This window comes from Brevundimonas sp. RM1, from assembly GCF_052907225.1.
The window spans coordinates 283,762-303,109 of record NZ_JBRERY010000002.1; the positions used below are offsets into that span (position 1 = coordinate 283,762).

Here is a 19,348-nt window from a genome sequence, read left to right on the forward strand (position 1 = left end):
GCCGCCCCGATCCGCCACCCTGCGGGTCAGATGAACGCGCCCCTTTCCCACCCGCCCAAAACCGACCTCAAGCCCGACGCCGGCACTACGCCGGTCATGGCCCAGTATCTGTCGGTCAAGGCCGGTCAGCCCGAAGCCATGCTGTTCTTCCGCATGGGCGACTTCTACGAGCTGTTCTTCGAGGACGCGCAGAAGGCGGCCGCCGCGCTCGGCATCGCCCTGACCAAACGCGGCAAGCATCAGGGCGAGGACATCCCCATGGCCGGGGTGCCGGTCCACGCCATGGACGGCTATCTGGCGCGACTGATCCGTCAGGGCTTCAAGGTCGCCGTCTGCGAACAACTGGAAGACCCGGCTGAGGCCAAGAAGCGCGGCTCCAAGGCCGTGGTTCACCGCGACATCGTGCGGGTGGTGACGCCCGGCACCCTGACCGAGGACACGCTGCTGGACGCGCGCGGCGCCAACCGGCTGGCGGCCGTGGCGATCCGTAAAGGAAGGGCGGCCGTGGCGGTGGTCGAACTGTCGGCGGGAGTGGTGGATTCGGTCGCCTGCGACCTGTCGGATCTGGGTGCCGCGCTGGCCGCGTTCCGACCGTCCGAGGTGCTGGTCCCCGACCGCCTGTTCTCGGACGAGACGATGAAAGGCGCGCTGGACGGCTCAGGCGGGGTGGTTCAGGCCATGCCGCAGGCCCTGGCCGAGCCGGTCGGAGCGAAGGATCGGGTGCAGCGGCTTTATGGCGTCTCCGCGCTGGACGGCTTCGGCGCCTTTGAGGAGGCCGAGATTTCGGCTCTGGGCCTGATCGCCGCCTATCTGGAGACGACGCAGGCGGGCAAGATCCCCGCCCTGACCCCGCCGCGCCGCTCGGGCGAGAGCGGCTTCCTGGCCATCGATCCGGCGACGCGTCTCAGCCTCGAAATCGACCGCACCCAGCGGGGCGAGCGCGACGGCTCCCTGCTGCACGCCATCGACCGCACCGTGACCTCGGGTGGCGCGCGGGCGCTGGCCGAGCGCGTCTCGCGACCCTTGCGCGATCCGGGGGCGATCAACGCTGGGCTGGATGCGGTGGAGTGGCTGCTGGAGCGGCGTGATCTGCGACGCGACCTGCGCGAGTCTTTACGCGCCTCGGCCGATGTGGCGCGGGCGACCTCGCGACTGGCGCTGGGGCGCGGCGGACCGCGCGATCTGGCGGCGATCCGCTCGGGGCTGAAGACGGCTGAGGGGCTCAGCGCCCTGTTCGCCGCCACGGCCAATGATCCGCTGGCCGGACCGCCTGCGCGGGTGACGGCCTGCCTCGACCGGCTGGCGCTTGAGGGCGACCTGTCGCACCTGCTGGCCGAACTGACCGACGGCCTGATGGACGAGCCGCCGCACCTGGCGCGCGACGGCGGCTATGTGAACCCCGGCCATCGGCCCGAACTGGACGCCGCCCGCACCCTGCGCGACGACAGCCGCAAGATCATCGCCGAGCTGGAAGCCAAGGCCGTCGCCGACAGCGGCGTGGCCTTCAAGGTGCGCCATAACGCCGTCCTCGGCTATTTCCTCGAAACCAGCGCCAAGGCCGCCGAGTCTCTGCTGCGCGCGGGACCGGACAGCCCCTTCATTCACCGCCAGACTTTGGCCAATCAGGTGCGGTTCACCACCGTCGAACTGTCGGAGCTGGACGCCAAGATCAGCCAGGCCGGGCACCGCGCTCTCGCCATCGAGGCGGAGACCTTCGAAGGCTGGCGCCGCGAAGTCGCGCGTCTGGCCGGACCGCTGCAGGGCGTGGCCGAGGCTCTGGCCGAACTGGACGCCCACGCCGCCCTGTCTGAATGGGCCGAAGAGGTCGGGGCCGTGCGCCCCGCCGTGGACGACAGCCTGTGCTTCGCCGTGGAGGCGGGCCGCCATCCGGTGGTCGAGGCGGCGGTGAAGGCGCAAGGCCTGCCCTATACGCCCAACAACTGCCAGCTGGCGGGCGACGGCGCAGGGGCCTCGCGCCTGTCCATCGTCACCGGCCCGAACATGGCGGGCAAGTCGACCTTCCTGCGCCAGAACGCGCTGCTGGTCGTGCTGGCCCAAGCCGGGGCCTTCGTGCCGGCGCGGTCGATGAAGCTGGGCGTGGTCGATCGTCTGTTCAGCCGCGTTGGCGCCGGCGACGATCTGGCGCGCGGCCGCTCCACCTTCATGATGGAGATGGTCGAGACGGCCGCCATCTTGACCCAGGCGACGGGGCGCAGCTTCGTCGTGCTGGACGAGATCGGGCGCGGCACCGCCACCTATGACGGTCTGGCCATCGCTTGGGCTACGGCCGAGGCCCTGCACGAAACCAACCGCGCCCGCACCCTGTTCGCCACCCACTATCATGAGCTGGCCCAGCTGGAGGAACGGCTGGACCACGTCTGTAACCTGTCGATGAAGGCAAGGGAGTGGAACGGCGAACTGGTCTTCCTGCACGAGGCGGCGCCCGGCGCGGCGGACCGTTCCTACGGCGTGCAGGTGGCGCGTCTGGCGGGGGTGCCGACCGCCGTCGTCGGCCGTGCTCGCGAGGTGCTGGAGCGGCTGGAAAATGAGAAGGCGGCGACCGCCCGTCTGGACGACCTGCCCCTGTTCGCCGCCGCCGAGCCGCCTCCGCCGCCGATGAAGTCCGTGCTGGACGAAGCCGTCGCCGCCATCGACCCGGACGAGCTGACCCCGCGCGAGGCGCTGGAGGCGCTTTATCGGTTGAAGGGCTTGGCGAAGACATAAATCCCCGCTCATCCCGGCGGACGCCGGGATGAGCGGGAATAGAAGGGCGTGCTATGCTCCTTCCGTGACCGCACCGCCCCCGCTCCCGTCCGCCGTTCTCGACGCCGCCTCGGCGTCTGACCCGCGCGCCGCCGTCACCGCGCTCTTGCGTGAAAGCTTCGACGCCGACCGCGCCCGCGCCGCCCGCCGGGCCGAGAGCGCCACCGACGGGGCTGAGGCCGCCCGTCTCTACGCCGAGGCCGCCGACGCCCTGCTGGCGACCCTGTGGCGGTTCGCGACCGAACAGGTCCATCCGGCTCCGGACGAGCGGCTGACCTTGCTGGCGGTCGGCGGCTACGGGCGCGGGGTGCTGGCGCCCTTCTCGGACCTCGATCTGCTGTTCCTTCGGCCGGGGCAGGCGATCAGCCCGCGCGCCCGGGCGGTGGTGGAGTTCGTCCACTACGTCCTGTGGGATCTGGGGTTGAAGGTCGGTTCGGCCTTCCGCTCCATCGGCGAAACGCTGACGCTGGCGCGCGACGACATGACGGTGCGAACCACGCTTCTGGAAGCGCGGGTGCTGGCCGGGGATGCGGCCCTGGGCGAAAGCTTGCTGAAGCGGTTCCGCACCTCCATGGCCCGCGCCGATCCGCGCCCCTTCATCGCCGCCAAGATGGCCGAGCGCGACGTGCGCCTGCAAAAGACCGGCGCCGTCCGCTATCGCGTCGAGCCGAACGTCAAGGACGGCAAGGGCGGGCTTCGCGACCTGAACACCCTGTTCTGGATCGCCCGCTCCCTGGCGCCGGACAGCGAGCGAGGGCAGGCGGCGCTGGAGGGTCTGTTGACCGCGCGCGAGCTGCGCAGCTTCCGCGAGGCGATCGGCTTCCTGTGGCGGGTGCGCATCCTGCTGCATCTGGTCGCCGGGCGAGCCGAGGAGAAGCTGACCTTCGATTTCCAGCCCGAGATCGCCCGGCGCATGGGCTGGCGCGGGCGTGGCGACGAACTGGCGGTCGAGCGCTTCATGCGCCGCTATTTCCAGGTCGCACGCGAGGTCGGCGCCCTGACCCGCGCCGTCTCGGCCCAGCTGGAGGCGCGCCAGCAGAAGAAGGCGGAAGGGCTGGCGCGCGGCCTGTCGCGGCTGATCCGGCGCCGCCGGGTCAAGCTGGCCTTCGACGGTCTGGCGGTGGAGGAGGGGCGGCTGACCGTCACCGGGCCGAACATCTTCGCCCGCGACCCGGCGCGTCTGCTGCTGCTGTTCGTCGAGGCGGACCGGCTGGATCTGGACCTGCACCCCGACGCCTTCGCCGCCGTGATCCGTTCGCTGACGCTGGTGACGCCCGCCCTGCGGCGCGATCCGCGCGCGGCCGAGGCTTTCCTGACGGTGCTGGCGCACGGCCAGCGGCCCTATCGCGTCCTGTCGATCATGAATGAGACGGGTTTCCTGGGGCGCTTCCTGCCCGAGTGGGGGCGGATCGTCGGCCAGACCCAGTTCAACATGTACCACGCCTATACGGTGGACGAGCACACCCTGCAGGCGGTCGGGATCATCAACGACATCGCGCGCGGCAAGCTGGAGGGAGACCACCCGGCCTCGACCGCTATCGTGCCGCGCATCGCCGATATCGAGGCGCTGATGCTGGCCATGCTGCTGCATGACGTGGGCAAGGGGGGCGACCGGGGCCAGTTGGAGGACGGCGCCATCGCCGCGCGCCGGGCGTGCGAGCGGCTGGGCGTCGATCCGCGCCGGATCGAGCTGGTCGTCTGGCTGGTGCGCCATCACCTCTTGATGAGCGACTACGCCCAGAAGCGCGATGTGTCCGACCCCTCGACCGTGCGCGCCTTCGCCGAGGCGGTGGGCGACCCCGAGCGGCTGCGGATGCTGATGGTGCTGACCGTGGCCGACATCCGCGCCGTGGGGCCGGGCGTGTGGAACGGCTGGAAGGGGCAGCTGATGCGCGCCCTGTTCGAGGCGACCGAGGCCCTGTTCCGGGGCGACGCCGTGACGCGCGAAGACCCTCTGGCCGACCACCCGGCGCTGGTCGAACGGGCGCGGCGCGAGGGGGCGGCGGTCGAGGCCCTGCCCGCCGAAGGGCCGCTGGAATCCACCGCCCGCGTGGCCGTGGCGGCGCGCGACCGGCCCGGCCTGTTCGCCGATCTGGCGGCGACGCTGTCGATGGCGGGGGCCGACGTGGTGGGCGCGCGGCTGGCCACGGCCGACGACGGCATGGCGTTGGACGTGTTCGAGATTCAGGACGGGGCGGGCGAACCCTATGGCGGGCGCGAGCCGCGACGTCTGGCCATTCTGGTCAAGGCGATGGAGCGGGCGGTGCTGAAAGGCGCGCGGACCTCGACTATGGAGCCGCCGCGCGTCAGCGCCCGCCGCGCCGTCTTCGATGTGCGGCCGGTGGTGCGGATCGACGCCGATACAGGGACCAGCGCCGTGGTGATCGAGGTCTCGGGCGCCGACCGTCCCGGCCTGCTGGCGGACCTGGCGCGGACGATCTCGGCGCATGGCTATTCGACCCGCTCGGCCCATGTCGCCAGCTTCGGCGAGCGGGCGGTGGACGGCTTCTACATCACCGACGCGGACGGCCGGAAGCCGAAGAGCAAGGCGAGGCTGGAGGCGCTGAAGGTCGACCTGCTGGAGGTGCTGGACCGCACGCTCCAAGGCCCGGCGGGGCGGCGCATCGTCCCCGTGCGCGCCAGCGTGCGCGACGTCTCCGATCTGGAAGGCGCGCTGGGCCGTTCGCCCGTATCCAGCGGCCCGCAGGCGCGCTAAGGCGTTTCGGGACCGAGCGCAGGAACAGCCGTGAACGACAAGACCGATCCCATCGAACCGGCCGCGCGGATTTCTGCGGCAAACGCCACGGTCGAACCAGTCGTCCAGCGGCCTGCGTCTGCTGCAACAGCCAAGACGGGCGGGGTGGCGCGGTCCTCGGCCATCTTCAGCGCCATGACCCTGCTCAGCCGTCTGGCGGGGTTCGCGCGCGATCTGGTCATCACGGCGGCGCTGGGGGCCTCGGCGGGCCCGGCGGCCGACGCCTATTACACGGCGCTGAACTTCCCCAATCTGTTCCGGCGCATCTTCGCCGAGGGCGCTTTCGCCGCCGCCTTCGTGCCCGCCTACGCCAAGACGCTGAAGAGCGAGGGCGAGGCGGCGGCGGACAAGGTGGCGACCGACGCCCTGGCCGCCGTGGCCGCCGTCACCGTGGCCCTGACCGTGGTCGCCCAGCTGGCCATGCCGTGGCTGATGACCGTCATCAACATCGGCTTTCTGGACGATCCGGCGCGGTTCAAGCTGGCGGTGATCCTGACCCAGATCACCATGCCCTACCTGCCCTGTATGGCGATCGCCTCCCTGCTCAGCGGGGTGCTGAACGCGCGGGGGCGCTTCATTGTCTCGGGCGCCTATCCGATCCTGCTGAACCTGATCATGCTTGCCGCCGTCATTCCGGCGAAGGGCGACCAGATCGAGGCCGCCTACGCCGCCTCATGGGCCGTGCTGGTCGCGGGCGTGGCCCAGGCGGGTCTGTGCTGGTGGGCGGCGCGCCGGGCGGGCGCGAACATCCGCCTCAGCCTGCCGAAGATGACCCCGGCGGTGAAGGCCATCATCATCACCGCCGTTCCCGCCGCCATCGGCAACAGCGCGACCCAGATCAACGTCTTCATCTCCGGCAACCTGTCCAGCTTCGTCGACGGCGGCCGCACCTGGCTGGCGACGGCGGACCGACTGTATCAGCTGCCGTTGGGGCTGGTCGGAGTGGCCATCGGCATCGCCCTGCTGCCCAAGCTGTCGGCGGCGGTGGCGTCGCAGGATCACGGCCAGCAGCAGGCCTCGATGGACGAGGCGCTGATCCTGTCCATGGCCCTGACCCTGCCGGCGGCGGCGGCCTTGATGGCCATGCCCTATTTCCTGATCGACGCCCTGTTCACGCGCGGCGCCTTCCTTCAGATCGACGCCGTCAACACGGCTCACGCCCTGCTGCATTTCGGCTGGGGCGTGCCCGCCTTCGTCCTGATCCGCATCCTGGCGCCGGCCTTCTTCGCGCGCGGCGATACGCGCAGGCCCATGGTGTTCGCCCTGGTGTCGGTGGCGGTGAACGCGGCGCTGGCGATCGGCCTGTTCTATCTCGGCATGGGGGTGTCGGGCATTGCGGCGGCGGTCAGCGCCTCGGCCTGGACCAACGTCATCCTGCTGGCGGCGACCCTGTGGCGGCGCGGCCATTACCGCCCCAGCCCGCGCGCGGTCTGGCGTCTGGGGCGCATCGCCCTGGCCAGCGCAGGCCTAGCGGCGGTGGTCGGCGTCGCCTCCTGGGCGCGGCCGATGCTGCAGGCGCCGGTCGCGGACCTGCTGGCCATGCTGGGCTCGACCCACGGCGCCAAGGAGATCACCCTGCTGCTGGTCGTGGCGGCGGGCGGTCTGGCCTATGTCGTCCTGGCCTTCCTGACGCGCGCCGTGACGGTGGCCGAGGTCAAGGGCCTGGTCCGGCGCTCGGCCCGGTCATAGGTCCAGCAGAACCTCCAGCGCCTTTTTGAACTCCACCAGACCCTGTTTGGCGCCGAGCGCCGCCGTCAGGGATTCCAGCGGCCCGTCGATGGCCGCCAGCGTCCCGCGCAGGGCGCGGCGGTACAGGGACCAGCCTCGGCTCATGCCCGGATTCCGGCTGGGTTGGGCGGCGACGACCAGGCGATAGGCCGCCAGGATCGCCAGCATCTTGAAGCGCAGCGCCTCGCCCTGAAGGCGGTGCTCGACCATGGCCGGGGCGGTGAAGTCGGCCGCATCGACCAAGGCGATCAGGGCGTCGACGTCTTCCAGCGCCATACTGCGGGCGGCCAGGAAGGCGTCGTCCAGCACCGGATCGGCGGGGTCGCCGCCGCTGGTTAGGATCAGCGTCTCCCTGAACTCGGCGATCATGTCGATCAGGTGGCGCAGCAGCGCCAGCATCCGCGTCAGCGCCTGACGAGAGTCGAAACTCTCGGACGGGGCGACTTCGAACTCGTCCATGTCCTTCCCTCCATGCCGATGGAAGAGGAGGCTAACATCGTTCCGTGATCGCGGCGACGCGCGAACCGCCGCAGGAGTGTTGCCCTTCGCGCCTTGAATCGATAAGCGCGAGGACATGGCGCTTTCGGGACGAATTTTCGCTCATGGACGATGGCGCGGCTGATCCGCCGCACCGTGCTTCCGCATGTCCCTCTTTCGCACGCGAAAACGTGCGCCGACGTTCGCCTTTCGATTTTCGAGATCCGCTATCATGACTGACCAGACTCCGGCTCAATACACCGGTCCGCGCCGCATCCTGTCCGGCATCCAGGCCTCCGGCGCCCTGCACCTGGGCAACTACCTGGGGGCGCTGAAGCGCTTCACCGAACTGCAGGAGACGGGCGCGCCCCTGTTCGTCTTCGTCGCCGACATGCACGCCATCACCGTCTGGCAGGAGCCCGAGAAGCTGGCCGCCCAGACGCGCGAGATCGCGGCGGCCTATCTGGCCTCGGGCCTCGACCCGGCCAAGGCGGTCATCTTCCCGCAGTCGGCCGTGCCCGCCCACGCCGAACTGGCCTGGATCTTCAACTGCGTCGGCCGCCTGGGCTGGCTGGACCGGATGACCCAGTTCAAGGAGAAGTCGGGCAAGCACAAGGAGCGCTCCAGCGTCGGCCTCTACACCTATCCGGTGCTGCAGGCGGCGGACATCCTGCTCTACAAGGCGACCGAGGTGCCGGTCGGCGAGGACCAGAAGCAGCATCTGGAGCTGACCCGCGACATCGCCCAGAAGTTCAACAACGACTTCGGCGCGCCGGGCTACTTCCCCCTGCCCGAGCCGCTGATCCAGGGTCCGGCGACGCGGGTCATGTCCCTGCGCGACGGTGCGGCCAAGATGTCCAAGTCCGATCCGTCGGACCTGTCGCGCATCAATCTGACCGACGACGCCGACGCCATCGCCAACAAGATCCGCAAGGCCAAGACCGACATGGAGCCGTTGCCGGAAACCGTTGAGGGTCTGGAAGGCCGGGCTGAGGCCAAGAACCTGGTCGCCATCTACGCCGCCCTGGCCGACACGACGCGCGAGGCCGTGCTGGCCGAGTTCGCGGGCCAGGGCTTCGGCGCCTTCAAGCCCAAGCTGGCCGAACTGGCCGTGTCCTCGATGGCGAACGTCACCGCCGAGATGCGCCGCCTGATGAACGACCCGGCCGAGATCGACCGCGCCCTGGCCGCGGGCGCCGAAAAGGCGCGCGAAATCGCCGAGCCGACCATCGCCGAGGTCAAGAAGATCGTCGGCTTCTGGCAGGGCTGAGCCGAATGGCGCACCCGCTCGACCGCCCGGTCTGGAACGCCCTGACGTCCGCGCGTCAGGCGTCCCTGGCCGTGGGCGCGGACGGGGCGCTGCGGCTGGCGCCGGGTTACGGCGTCTTCGTCGCCAGCGTCGATCAGTCGCCGGAAAGCCTGACGGCCATTTCGGCGCTGGACCAGCCCGAGGGCCTGCTGGCCACGGTCGAGGCTGAGCGCCCCCCCGTTCCGCCCGGCCTGACGGTGCTGAAGGAAGCGGTGCTGACGCAGATGGTGCTGGCCGACCTGACCCCGGCCAAGGCGCGCGACATCGCCATCGAGCCCCTGGCCGAAGCCGACGCGCCCGCCATGCTGACCTTGGCGACGCTGACCGAGCCGGGGCCCTTCTTCGACAAGACGCACCGACTGGGCGACTTCTTCGGGGTCAAGCAGGACGGGCGGCTGCTGGCCATGGCGGGCGAGCGGCTGAAGCCCGACGGCTTCACCGAGGTCTCGGGCGTCTGCGCCCATCCCGACGCGCGCGGGCGGGGCTACGCCGGGGCGCTGATGCGGGCGGTGATCGCGCGCATCCTGGCGCGGGGCGAGACGGCCTTCCTGCACTCCTACGCCGACAACGCCGGGGCCATCGCTCTGTATCGTTCGCTGGGCTTCACCATCCGCGCGCAGATGCAGATGAGGATGTTGGTTCAGGGTGATCTGGCCAAGGGCGATCTGGCGAAAGCCGAACCGGGCGCCTAGCTAAAGCTTCGACCCTTTGTTTCGGAGCCTGTCATGAGCCAGCACGTCGCCGTCGTCGAATGGAACCGGGGCGATCAGCCCTTCAGCGACAACAAATACGGACGCGGCCATGAATGGCGCTTCGACGGCGGCGCGGTGGTGCGCGGGTCGTCGGCGCCCTCGCCCATGATCCCGCCGCCCCTGTCGGAAGAGGCGGCGGTGGACCCGGAAGAAGCCCTGGTCGCTGCCCTGTCCAGCTGCCACATGCTGTTCTTCCTGGCCTACGCCCGCAAGGACGGCTTCGTGGTCGATTCCTATCACGACGAGGCCGAAGGAACCCTGGGCAAGGACGAGCGCGGCAAGATGTCGATCACCGAGGTGGTGCTGCGCCCGGCCGTGACCTGGTCGGGCGACAAGCTGCCGGATGCGGCGGCCATCGCCGACCTGCATCATCGCGCCCATGACGTCTGCTACATCGCCAACTCGGTTCGCGCCGAGGTGAAGATCGAGCCGCGCTGAAGTCCTCAGGCCGTCTCCTCTTCGATCAGGGAGCGGAAGGCGGCGTAGGCGGCGGTCATGCCGTCCGTCGTCGCCAGGGTGATGTTGCCCGCCGGCCGCGCCAGGTCGCCGGCGGCGAAGACGCCCGGCTGGCTGGTCTGCTGCTGGGCGTCGACCTTGACGATGCGGCCCATGGGGGTGTCTGTCATCTCGCAGCCCAGGCGCTCGGCGAAGCCGCCGGACTGCCGCACATGGGCGCCGACGAAGACGGCCTTCAGCGGAATGAAGCGGCCGTCGACCAGCCGCGCCCCGGTCAGGGTCGGCGCCTCGCCTTCCAGCCGTTCGACGGGCGTCGGTTCGATGGTCACGCCGCGTCGGGCCAGCACGCGCGCGGCGTCTTCGCTCAGGCGCGCCGGGTCGATGAACAGCACAGCCTGGCCCCATTCGGCGACGACGCTGGCATACTGGACCGCATGGTCGCCGCGCCCCAGAACGCCGATCGGCCCGCCGCCGACCTCATAGCCGTGGCACCAGGGACAGTGCAGGGCGGTTCGACCCCAACGCTCTTTCACGCCGGGCAGGTCCGGCAGGACGTCCTCGACCCCGTGGGCCAGGATCAGGCGGCGGCCCATGGTGCGGCTGCCGTCGGCGAAGGCGACCGAGAAGCCGCCGTCGATGCGCGTCGCGTCCACCGCCTCGGCCATGCGGAAGGCGGCGGTGGGATAGGCCGCGACCTGGGCGCGGGCGGCGGCGGCGATCTCAGACCCCGGACGGCCGTCGTTGCTCAGCACGCCGTGCGCGCGAGCGGCGAAGCGGTTCCGGGGGCGGCCGTCGTCGATGACCAGGACGCGGCGGCGCGCCCGCACCAGCTGCAGGGCGGCGGACAGGCCCGCGTAGGAGCCGCCGATGACGAGGGCGTCATGGGGCATCGGATTTTCGCGCGTGTGCATGGAGCAGGTCTCTCTTGGGGTAGGCGGCCAGCCGGCGCGAGAAGTCCGCCGCCAGATCGGCCAGGGTGATGGAGTCCAGCCGCGCGGCCAGCAGGGCGCGGGCGGCGGCGTAGGTGTCGGACAGGGCGTCGTTGACGGCCGCCTCGATCAGGCAGCCTTCGGCCTCGATCGGCGGCGCCTCCGGCAGCAGGCCGGGCTCGCCCAGGGCGGCGTGAACCTGGCCCAGGGTGACGGCCTCCAGCGGGCGCGCCAGCCGCCAGCCGCCGCCGTGGCCTTTCTCGGACACGACCAGCCCCTGTTCGCGCAGGCCCGCCATGGTGCGGCGAACCACGACCGGATTGGTCGACAGGCAGGTCGCCAGCATGTCCGAGGTCATCGGCCGGCCGCAGCGCTGTTCGTGCTCGGCCATGTGCAGCAGGGCGTGAAGAATGTTGGAGAGGCGGGAGTCTCTTTTCATGTAACTTCAATTGTTACGTGACGGGGCGTGCGTCAAGGCGCGGCCGCGTGATTATTTTCAGGCGTGAGGCGCGCTGTCCTTGAGGAAGGCGGTGAAGCGGCGCAGCGCCTCTTCGGTCAGTTCGGGGTGGTGGCGCATGGGGCCGTTGTTGGTCGGTTCGTCAAAGGCGTGGGTGCCGTCGGCGACCCAGCTTTCGACCTCCGAGCCGCAATCGCGGATCATGGCGTTGACCCGTTCGGCGTTGCGCACGGTGGTCAGGTGGTCGCGTTTGGCCGTCAAAGCCAGGACGCGCGGGCAGTGCCGCCAGGGCTTCATCCGGTTGAAGGCCCAGGGGCCGATATAGGAATAGGCCAGCCAGACGGCCTTGACGCCGGACAGGTCGACGCTGGCCGGGTCGGCGACCCCCATGCGGCCGGGCTCGGGCGTCTCGCTCATCATCTCCATGACGGCCCAGCCGCCGTGGCTCCAGCCGCCCAGCGCCAGTTGTGCGGAGTCCACGTCGGGCCGCTGCGAAATCCCGTGGATGGCCGCCAGCACGTCGCCCGCCCGCTCATAGCCCCGGAACAGCAGACCGGTGCAGACGGTGGTCAGGGTGAAGGGCCGCCCCCAGCCGCGCGGTCCGTAGGAATCGACGATGACGGCGCGCCAGCCCGCCGCCTTCGCCGCCTCGGCGTAGCGCGGCAAGTGGGCCCGCAGCCCGCCGCAGCCGTGGAACAGCAGAACCGCCGGGCGGCGCTTGTCGTCATCCGGTCCGACGACGTGAACATGGGGCTCTAGTTGGGCCCAGCGGGCGACGACGGTGTCCATCGGCGCAGCTTAGTCCGTCCCGTCGCCGAAGAAAGGGGTCTTGCGCTTTCGATATATCGATATATCTGTTTGCAAGTTAGATATATCGAAGTGAGAGATGAAATGAGAGGATCCAAGGGGATCGGAAAGCGCGGCTGCGGCATGAAGCATGGCGTCATGCGCGGCCACGGCGGCCCGTTTCGGTCGATGCGGCCGGAAGGGCGTCGCCTGGGCGAGGGCCGGATGCGCGGCGAGGGCCACGGCCGACGCGGCGGCGGCCGCATGTTCGAACACGGCGCCCTGCGCTGGGTGCTGCTGTCGCTGATCGCGGACAAGCCCAGCCACGGCTATGAGCTGATCAAGGCCATCGAGGCGCGCATGGGCGGCGCCTATACGCCCAGTCCCGGCGTCATCTACCCCAGCCTGACCCTGCTGGAGGACATGGGCGCCGTCAGCGTCGTCGCCGAGGGCGGAAAGAAACGCTATGCGATCACCGACGAGGGGCGCCGTCTGCTGGTCGAGAACGTCGAGGCCCTGGCCCATGCCGAGCGCAAGATGAAGGCCCTGCGCGGCCGGGCCGACCGTCCGGCGCGCATCGCCCAGGCCATAGAGACCTTCCGCGCGGCGGCCCATGAGCGTCTGACGCAGGAGCCGCCGCTGAGCGAGGTCCAGGTCGAGGCCATCGCCGATCTGATCGAAGCCGCAGCTGAAAAGGTGAGACAGGCATGACCGACGCCCTGCTGAGACAACCGCGCCGCGTGCGGCATGAGCTCAAGTTCCGCCGCGCCCGCGTCGAGGCGGTGGAGCAGCTGACGCCGGTGCTGAAGCGGATCGTCCTGACCGGCGATGAGCTGGAGGGCTTCTTCAGCCCCGGCTTCGACGACCATGTGAAGATATTCCCCACGCCGCGCGACGAGCCTCTGGTCCTGCCGACGCTCGGGCCGGACGGGCCTGTGTTTCCCGAGCCCCGGCCGGTGGCGCGGGACTATACGCCGCGCGCATTCGACTCCGTGAACCGGCGGCTGACCATCGACTTCGCCGTCGGTCACGGCGGTCCGGCGACGGCTTGGGCCGAGGATGCGCGGCTGGGGGACGAACTGGGTTTGGGCGGGCCGCGCGGCTCCTTCCTGATCCCGACCAGCTTCGCCGAGCACCTGCTCGTCGGCGACGAGGCGGCCATCCCCGCCATCGCTCGGCGCCTGGAGGAGCTGCCTGCGACCGCGCGCGCCATCGCCTGCATCGAGGTGAACGACGCCGGCGGAGAGCTGGACCTGCCCAGTCCTGCGAACGTCGAGATCGTCTGGGTGCATCGCAACGGCGGCCCGCGCGGCCGCCCTGAGGCGCTGACGGCGGCGGCGGTCGCGGCGGCGAAACGGATCGACCCGGCCGACGCCTATGTCTGGGTCGCCTGCGAGTCCTCGGCCGCCCGCTCGATGCGGGCGGCGTTGCTGGCGGCTCGGCCGTTCAACCAGAAATGGATGAAGGTCGCCGGCTACTGGCGCCTGGGCCGCACCGGCTCGCACGAGGTGATCGAGGACTGAGGCCCGACCGGGTCTTGGCCAAAGAAAAGGGCGCTGCCGACGACGGCAGCGCCCTTCTTCTTGCGCTCATGTAGCGAGCCGCCGCGCGGCTCACGTTAGCGCCCTTCCAGCTTAGTGCCGGAAGACGCGCACGCCGGTGAAGGCCATGGCGATGCCGCGTTCGTCGGCGGCGGCGATGACCTCCTCGTCGCGGATCGAACCGCCCGGCTGGATCACCGCCGTGGCCCCGGCGGCGACGGCTTCCAGCAGGCCGTCGGCGAAGGGGAAGAAGGCTTCCGACGCACAGGCCGAACCCTCGGCCAGGGAGTGGGCCAGACCCTTGGCCTCGCCGGCTTCCTTGGCGCGGATGGCGGCGATGCGGGCGCTGTCGCGACGGTTCATCTGGCCGGCGCCGATGCCCGCCGTCTGGCCGTCCTTGGCGTAGACGATGGCGTTGGACTTGACGTGCTTGGCCACGGTGAAGGCGAACAGCATGTCCTGGATCTCGGTCGGCGTCGGCTGGCGGCGCGTGACGATCTTCAGGTCGGACGGCTTGATCAGCGAGCGATCGCGCGACTGGACCAGGAAGCCGCCGGCCACCGAGCGGAACACCTCGCCCGCGCCGTGCGGGTCGGGCAGGCCGTCGGTGATGAGCAGGCGCAGGTTCTTCTTGGCGGCGAAGATGGCCTTGGCCTCGTCGTCGGCGCCCGGCGCGATGACCACCTCGGTGAAGATGTCGGTGATGGCGCGCGCGTCGTCGCCGTTCAGCGGGCGGTTGACGGCGATGACGCCGCCGAAGGCCGACACCGCGTCGCATTCCAGGGCGCGGGCGTAGGCTTCCGACAGGGTGGCGCCGACGGCCACGCCGCAGGGGTTGGCGTGCTTGACGATGACGCAGGCCGGGGCCTCGAACTCGGCCACCAGCTCATAGGCGGCGTCGGCGTCGGCGATGTTGTTGTAGCCCAGCTCCTTGCCCTGGACCTGGGTGGCGTAGGCCACGCCCGGACGTTTCTCGCCGGTGCGGTAGAAGGCGCCGGTCTGATGCGGGTTCTCGCCATAGCGCAGCGTCTGGGCCAGCGAACCGGCGATCGACTTGCGCGCCGGGGCGGCGTCGTTCAACTGGCCGGCGAACCAGGTCGAGACGGCGGCGTCATAGGCGGCGGTGCGGGCGAAGGCGCGGGCGGCCAACTGCTTGCGCAGGGCTAGGGTGGTCGAACCGTCGGCCCTCAGCGCTTCGACGATCAGGCCGATGCTCTCGGCGTCCACGGCGACGGCGACGTGGCCGTGGTTCTTCGAGCCCGAGCGGATCATGGCCGGGCCGCCGATGTCGATGTTCTCGATGGCCGCTTCAAAGCCGCCGCCCTGCTCGACCGTCTTCTCGAACGGATAGAGGTCGATCCAGACGATGTCGATCGGGCCGATGCCGTGCTCGGTCATGGCGGCGGCGTGGGCCGGGGCGTTGCGCACGCCCAGCAGGCCGCCGTGCACCACCGGGTGCAGGGTCTTGACCCGGCCGTCCATCATTTCCGGGAAGCCGGTCAGATCGGCCACGTCCTTGACCGGCAGGCCGAAGCCCGCGATCGCCGCCTTGGTGCCGCCGGTCGAGACCAGTTCGACGCCCAGGCCGGCCAGGGTGCGCGCGGCGTCTTCCAGCCCCGCCTTGTCCGACAGGGAGATCAGGGCGCGGACGGGTTTGATCGCGTCCGGGGCGGGCGGAAAGTCGGGAGCGGCGGGCATGGGCGGCGTCCGTTTACGGCTGGGGCGGGGAGATGGCGGGGCCTCTAGCACCAACGGGGCGCGGCGTCAGCCCTTGGCTTCCCTCCACACCGTCATCCTCGGGCTTGACCCGAGGATCGAGTTGTCCGCCACTCGACGGCATATGAACGAGCGCCGTCCCTTCATCGCCACCTATATTCTGGCCAGCCGCCCACTCGGCGTTCTGTATGTCGGCATGACCTCGAACCTGTACGAGCGTACTCGTCAGCATCGTGAGGACCGCATCGAAGGCTTCGCTCAACGATACGGCTGCAAAACCCTGGTCTGGTACGAGAGGCACGGCTTCGTCACAGAGGCGATCAAGCGCGAGAAGGCCCTCAAGCGCTGGAACCGGACATGGAAGTTGGAGCTGGTCGAGCAGACCAATCCGCAGTGGCAAGACCTCTATCCCAGCCTGTGTGGACTGGCGCCTGATCCTCGGGTCAAGCCCGAGGATGACGGAGAGGGGGAAGGAAGCGTCAGGGCCCTCCTCCGCCGCCTCGACGACGTTTAGCTCGGGTCGCCGCTCGCGCCCGCGGGGCTCAGCTTCCAGCGCACCTTGGTCTCGGCGTCGGTGCGGGCCGAGCCGCGCACGACGATCTGCAAGGAACGGCGGGTCAGGCCCTCGTCGATGTGGATGGCGGGCTCGATGGCCACGTCGGGGCCGTCGCTGCGGAACCACCAGCCGCGCCCGGACGGGCCGCGCAGCAGGATGGAGCGGCGGTCGCGGGCCAGCGAGGCCTGGACGCCCGGTTCCAGCTGGAAGCGCAGGGCGTAGGGGGCGGCGATGGCGCGGGTCGCTTCTGGGCGGCCTTCGGGCGGATGCAGCCGCTCTTCGGCGCGCAGTTCATCCAGCCGCTGATCGATGTAGAGGCGGCGCTGATGCATCAGACCATAGAGCGGCATCCAGCCGTCGTGCTCGACCTCCAGCCAGACGGCGCCGTCGCCTTCCTGATGCTGGCGCGTGACGTGCAGGGCGGGGCCGACCAGGCGCGGACCCAGAAGCTCGCTCTTCCAGCCGGACAGCGGTTCGCCCAGCGGTTGTTCGCCCAGGGTCAGGGTCGAGGCGCCGGGCGTCAGGCGCAGGGCCTGGCGGTCCAGGGCGCGCGGCGTCCACCCGGCCGAGGTGAACAGGCGGTCGCGGCCGCAAACGACCTCCAGCGCGGCGGGCTGGCCGCAGGCGGCGGCCGACCAGGCGTTGCGGGCCGGGGCCTCGACATCGATCATGACGGTCAGCAGCGGGCTGGAGACGCGCAGCAGCCCGCCGACGGCGCCGCTGGGCGGGGCGGCGGGCGCATCGTCATGGGCGCGGGCGGCGGCGATGCGTTCCGGCGTCGAGGGGCCGCCGCCCTGGAACACGGCCAGGCGGCGGTCGGGCAGGGTCTGAACGCGCAGGGCCAGGGTCAGGCGTGAGATGGCCTCGGCCACCGGCTCGGGCGTCACCTCCGACAGCTGGGCCAGGGCGTCGTCCAGCGTCAGCAGGTCGAGCAGCAGCTCCAGCCCCATCTCCGGCGCGCGCGTGGCGTGGGCGCCGTCAGGGGCGACGGTGGCGGCCAGGGCGCCGGGCAGACGTTTCAGCGCCTTGTTGCGGATGGCGGCGCCGGCCTTGCCGCTCAGGGCGCAGCCCGCGACGGCGGCGGCGGTCAGGCGCTCGGCCCGGCCCATGATCCCGCCAGGCGGCCGCAGCAGCTGGCGCGCCTGATGGGCCAGGATGTCGGTCAGCTGCAGCCGCTCGACCTCGGTGGCTGCGCCCGCCAGCCGCCGTCCGGCGCAGGCCAGGTGATAGACGCGGCGGGCCAGGATGTCGGGATCCCAGGAAAAGGGCGACCAGCGGCTGAACACCTCGCGCCAGGCCAAGGTCATGGCCAGGGCCTCGCGCGCGCCGCGATCGCCCTGGGCCATCATGGCGGGCATCCAGTTGAAGCTGTGCAGCTCGACCGCGAAGGCGCGGCTGGGGGTGGGGCTGTTCCACAGCGCCACCGGGCTGTCGGCGTCCAGGCTCAGGCCCGCCAGCGTCAACTTGCCCGACAGCAGGGGGCGCGGGGCTTCCTCGGGCAGGGGGCGGAAATCGCGCGGGCTGACGGCGAAGCCCTCGGCAGTCGGTCCGCCCAGAGTCAGGCCGTAGCCGGGCAGGCCGTACAGCTCGACCCACAGCTGGCGCGCGGCCAGCCCCTTGGCGACCGAGGCCCACAGGCGCGGATCGGGCCGGGCGCCGGAAGCGGCGCGGACGGGGGTGCGCATGGGCGCGCCCTTCAGGCCGGGGATGTGCCCCTCGGCCAGGGGGACGTCGCTGTCGCGCGGGGCGAAGGGGCCGAGGGGGCTCACGCGGCGGCGGCCTTCAGGGCCTGGATGTTGGCGGCATAGGCGTCCGGTCCGCCCTTGAAGACGAAGGAGCCGGCGACCAGGGCGTCGGCCCCGGCGGCGACGCAGGCCCCGGCGTTGGCGGCCACGACGCCGCCGTCGACCTGCAGGTGGGCCTTGGACCCGGCGCGGTCGAGGATGGCGCGTGCGCGCTCGATCTTCCTCAGCGAGGTCTCGATGAATTTCTGACCGCCGAAGCCGGGGTTCACCGACATGATCAGCACCAGGTCGACCAGATCGACGGCCTCCTCCAGCACGCTCAGCGGCGTGGCCGGGTTGAACACCAGGCCCGCCTTGGCGCCCAGCTGGCGGATCTGGCCGAGGGTGCGGTGGACGTGCGGGCCGCTTTCGGGGTGGACGCTCATGACGTCGGCGCCGGCGGCGCGGAAGGCCTCCAGCCAGTTGTCGACCGGGGCGACCATCAGGTGCACGTCGAACGGCAGGCTGGTGTGCGGGCGCAGGGCCTTCACCACGTCCGGGCCGATGGTCAGATTGGGCACGAAGTGGCCGTCCATGACGTCGACGTGGATCCAGTCGGCTCCGGCGGCTTCCAGGGCGCGGATCTCCTCGCCCAGCTTGGAGAAGTCGCTGGCCAGGATGGAGGGGCAGATCAGCGGGGCGGCGGTCGCGGGCGTCTGGGTCATGGTTCTGCGACTTAGGGCCCCTCGGCGCGGGGAGCAAGCCGGGCCGCTGACGCAGGCCGCATCCTGGCGACGACAAGCTGTTCATTGGCGCTTCGTGAACGGCGGGCGGTGGTCGTTGGCGAAGACGCGGCGGTCGTGGACGCAAGGCCGCTGGCGGGGTTCGGCACGGCGAGGAAGGAAGGCGATGACTTCTCGCCCCGCCCATAAGGACGCTCTCCATGATCCGCCTTGTCGTTATCGCCGCCGCCCTCGCCGCCGCCCCTCTGTCCGTCGCCGTTCCGGCCGTCGCCCAATCCGCCGACAGCCGCCTGACCTTCACCTTCGAGACGGGGGCCGAGACCGGCGCCGTCATGGTCGCCCTCTACGCCGATGAGGCGGCCTATGAGAGCGGCGCGCCCAGCCGCGCGGCGCGGGTCGATGTGGCGGCGGGCGAGCGCGCCGCCGTGTTCGAGAACCTGCCCGCGGGCGCCTACGGCATGAAGGCGTTCCACGACGTCAACGGCAACGGAAAGATGGACGTGAATCCGTTCGGCATGCCGACCGAACCCTTCGCCTTCTCCAACAACGCCGTCGGCAACATGGGGCCGGCCAGGTGGGACCGCGCCCGCTTCGACGTCTCGGGCGCCACAGCCCAGACCATCCGCATCCGCTAAGCCTTGTTGTCTGAAGAGACC

17 protein-coding genes are annotated in these 19,348 nt (G+C 70.7%); 10 read left to right on the forward strand and 7 right to left on the reverse strand.

Annotated features, from left to right (window positions below; genetic code table 11):
* Positions 1 to 30: 30 nt before the first annotated feature.
* The 3 genes from mutS to murJ all read left to right on the forward strand — a co-directional run bounded on the left by mutS (position 31) and on the right by murJ (position 7,207).
* Positions 31 to 2,724: a DNA mismatch repair protein MutS gene (mutS, locus tag ACU5AP_RS03350; protein ID WP_446680782.1), complete on the forward strand. Its 2,694-nt coding sequence runs from the start codon at positions 31 to 33 to the stop codon at positions 2,722 to 2,724.
* A gap of 64 nt (positions 2,725 to 2,788) precedes the next feature.
* Positions 2,789 to 5,479, forward strand: a complete 2,691-nt coding sequence (gene glnD, locus ACU5AP_RS03355) for a [protein-PII] uridylyltransferase (RefSeq protein ID WP_446680783.1) — start codon at positions 2,789 to 2,791, stop codon at positions 5,477 to 5,479.
* 30 nt (positions 5,480 to 5,509) lie between these two features.
* Complete coding sequence (gene murJ / locus ACU5AP_RS03360) at positions 5,510 to 7,207, forward strand: murein biosynthesis integral membrane protein MurJ (RefSeq protein ID WP_446680784.1); 1,698 nt, start codon at positions 5,510 to 5,512, stop codon at positions 7,205 to 7,207.
* Here the strand turns inward: murJ and ACU5AP_RS03365 are convergent.
* Positions 7,202 to 7,705 carry a hypothetical protein gene (locus tag ACU5AP_RS03365; protein WP_128719141.1) on the reverse strand — a complete coding sequence of 168 codons (504 nt, stop codon included), beginning with the start codon at positions 7,703 to 7,705 and terminating at the stop codon, positions 7,202 to 7,204. The two genes, murJ and ACU5AP_RS03365, sit on opposite strands and share 6 nt — an antisense overlap.
* A gap of 250 nt (positions 7,706 to 7,955) precedes the next feature.
* Here ACU5AP_RS03365 and trpS point away from each other — a divergent pair, with 250 nt between their 5' ends.
* The 3 genes from trpS to ACU5AP_RS03380 are packed head-to-tail and all read left to right on the forward strand — an operon-like array spanning position 7,956 to position 10,222.
* A complete protein-coding gene (trpS, locus tag ACU5AP_RS03370; RefSeq protein ID WP_128719140.1) occupies positions 7,956 to 8,993 on the forward strand; it encodes a tryptophan--tRNA ligase in 1,038 nt (345 codons plus the stop codon).
* Between the two features lie 5 nt (positions 8,994 to 8,998).
* A complete protein-coding gene (locus ACU5AP_RS03375) occupies positions 8,999 to 9,724 on the forward strand; it encodes a GNAT family N-acetyltransferase (protein ID WP_128719139.1) in 726 nt (241 codons plus the stop codon).
* A 33-nt stretch (positions 9,725 to 9,757) separates the two neighbouring features.
* Positions 9,758 to 10,222: an OsmC family protein gene (locus tag ACU5AP_RS03380; protein ID WP_128719138.1), complete on the forward strand. Its 465-nt coding sequence runs from the start codon at positions 9,758 to 9,760 to the stop codon at positions 10,220 to 10,222.
* A gap of 5 nt (positions 10,223 to 10,227) precedes the next feature.
* Here ACU5AP_RS03380 and ACU5AP_RS03385 read toward each other — a convergent pair whose 3' ends face one another.
* From ACU5AP_RS03385 to ACU5AP_RS03395, 3 genes are read right to left on the reverse strand one after another with little or no spacing between them, the layout of a single operon-like run.
* Complete coding sequence (locus tag ACU5AP_RS03385) at positions 10,228 to 11,151, reverse strand: NAD(P)/FAD-dependent oxidoreductase (RefSeq protein ID WP_223850630.1); 924 nt, start codon at positions 11,149 to 11,151, stop codon at positions 10,228 to 10,230.
* Positions 11,120 to 11,608, reverse strand: coding sequence for an Rrf2 family transcriptional regulator (locus ACU5AP_RS03390; protein ID WP_088491485.1), 489 nt, complete (start codon positions 11,606 to 11,608; stop codon positions 11,120 to 11,122). Before ACU5AP_RS03390 ends, ACU5AP_RS03385 begins: the two co-directional genes overlap by 32 nt.
* Positions 11,609 to 11,665: 57 nt before the next feature.
* Positions 11,666 to 12,415 (reverse strand): dienelactone hydrolase family protein, encoded by a 750-nt coding sequence (locus ACU5AP_RS03395; RefSeq protein WP_003166467.1) that lies wholly within the window; start codon positions 12,413 to 12,415, stop codon positions 11,666 to 11,668.
* Positions 12,416 to 12,517: 102 nt separating this feature from the next.
* Here ACU5AP_RS03395 and ACU5AP_RS03400 point away from each other — a divergent pair, with 102 nt between their 5' ends.
* Positions 12,518 to 13,123, forward strand: coding sequence for a PadR family transcriptional regulator (locus tag ACU5AP_RS03400; protein ID WP_164917975.1), 606 nt, complete (start codon positions 12,518 to 12,520; stop codon positions 13,121 to 13,123).
* On the forward strand, positions 13,120 to 13,935 hold the full coding sequence (locus ACU5AP_RS03405) for a siderophore-interacting protein (protein WP_003166465.1): 816 nt from the start codon (positions 13,120 to 13,122) through the stop codon (positions 13,933 to 13,935). Before ACU5AP_RS03400 ends, ACU5AP_RS03405 begins: the two co-directional genes overlap by 4 nt.
* Positions 13,936 to 14,046: 111 nt before the next feature.
* On the opposite strand, the gene purH is transcribed toward ACU5AP_RS03405, so the two are convergent.
* Positions 14,047 to 15,651: a bifunctional phosphoribosylaminoimidazolecarboxamide formyltransferase/IMP cyclohydrolase gene (purH, locus tag ACU5AP_RS03410; protein ID WP_003166464.1), complete on the reverse strand. Its 1,605-nt coding sequence runs from the start codon at positions 15,649 to 15,651 to the stop codon at positions 14,047 to 14,049.
* Between the two features lie 142 nt (positions 15,652 to 15,793).
* Between purH and ACU5AP_RS03415 the strand changes: the two genes are divergently transcribed.
* On the forward strand, positions 15,794 to 16,183 hold the full coding sequence (locus tag ACU5AP_RS03415; protein ID WP_128719135.1) for a GIY-YIG nuclease family protein: 390 nt from the start codon (positions 15,794 to 15,796) through the stop codon (positions 16,181 to 16,183).
* Here the strand turns inward: ACU5AP_RS03415 and ACU5AP_RS03420 are convergent.
* Both ACU5AP_RS03420 and rpe read right to left on the reverse strand, forming a co-directional pair.
* Positions 16,180 to 17,994, reverse strand: coding sequence for a heparinase II/III family protein (locus tag ACU5AP_RS03420; RefSeq protein WP_128719134.1), 1,815 nt, complete (start codon positions 17,992 to 17,994; stop codon positions 16,180 to 16,182). The genes ACU5AP_RS03415 and ACU5AP_RS03420 overlap by 4 nt on opposite strands.
* A complete protein-coding gene (gene rpe / locus ACU5AP_RS03425) occupies positions 17,991 to 18,674 on the reverse strand; it encodes a ribulose-phosphate 3-epimerase (RefSeq protein WP_128719133.1) in 684 nt (227 codons plus the stop codon). Before rpe ends, ACU5AP_RS03420 begins: the two co-directional genes overlap by 4 nt.
* Positions 18,675 to 18,892: 218 nt before the next feature.
* Here rpe and ACU5AP_RS03430 point away from each other — a divergent pair, with 218 nt between their 5' ends.
* On the forward strand, positions 18,893 to 19,327 hold the full coding sequence (locus ACU5AP_RS03430; RefSeq protein ID WP_191001877.1) for a DUF2141 domain-containing protein: 435 nt from the start codon (positions 18,893 to 18,895) through the stop codon (positions 19,325 to 19,327).
* The last annotated feature ends 21 nt before the right edge of the window (positions 19,328 to 19,348 follow it).

What these genes read in the sequence shown, in the direction of transcription:
- ACU5AP_RS03380 (WP_128719138.1), top strand. Translation starts at nt 9,758, where the DNA reads ATGAGCCAGCACGTCGCCGTCGTCGAATGGAACCGGGGCGATCAGCCC.
- ACU5AP_RS03430 (WP_191001877.1), top strand. Translation starts at nt 18,893, where the DNA reads ATGATCCGCCTTGTCGTTATCGCCGCCGCCCTCGCCGCCGCCCCTCTG.
- ACU5AP_RS03395 (WP_003166467.1), bottom strand. Translation starts at nt 12,415, where the DNA reads ATGGACACCGTCGTCGCCCGCTGGGCCCAACTAGAGCCCCATGTTCAC.
- ACU5AP_RS03390 (WP_088491485.1), bottom strand. Translation starts at nt 11,608, where the DNA reads ATGAAAAGAGACTCCCGCCTCTCCAACATTCTTCACGCCCTGCTGCAC.
- rpe (WP_128719133.1), bottom strand. Translation starts at nt 18,674, where the DNA reads ATGACCCAGACGCCCGCGACCGCCGCCCCGCTGATCTGCCCCTCCATC.
- ACU5AP_RS03400 (WP_164917975.1), top strand. Translation starts at nt 12,518, where the DNA reads ATGAGAGGATCCAAGGGGATCGGAAAGCGCGGCTGCGGCATGAAGCAT.
- ACU5AP_RS03415 (WP_128719135.1), top strand. Translation starts at nt 15,794, where the DNA reads ATGAACGAGCGCCGTCCCTTCATCGCCACCTATATTCTGGCCAGCCGC.
- ACU5AP_RS03385 (WP_223850630.1), bottom strand. Translation starts at nt 11,151, where the DNA reads ATGCACACGCGCGAAAATCCGATGCCCCATGACGCCCTCGTCATCGGC.
- ACU5AP_RS03375 (WP_128719139.1), top strand. Translation starts at nt 8,999, where the DNA reads ATGGCGCACCCGCTCGACCGCCCGGTCTGGAACGCCCTGACGTCCGCG.
- ACU5AP_RS03405 (WP_003166465.1), top strand. Translation starts at nt 13,120, where the DNA reads ATGACCGACGCCCTGCTGAGACAACCGCGCCGCGTGCGGCATGAGCTC.
- ACU5AP_RS03365 (WP_128719141.1), bottom strand. Translation starts at nt 7,705, where the DNA reads ATGGACGAGTTCGAAGTCGCCCCGTCCGAGAGTTTCGACTCTCGTCAG.
- mutS (WP_446680782.1), top strand. Translation starts at nt 31, where the DNA reads ATGAACGCGCCCCTTTCCCACCCGCCCAAAACCGACCTCAAGCCCGAC.
- purH (WP_003166464.1), bottom strand. Translation starts at nt 15,651, where the DNA reads ATGCCCGCCGCTCCCGACTTTCCGCCCGCCCCGGACGCGATCAAACCC.
- trpS (WP_128719140.1), top strand. Translation starts at nt 7,956, where the DNA reads ATGACTGACCAGACTCCGGCTCAATACACCGGTCCGCGCCGCATCCTG.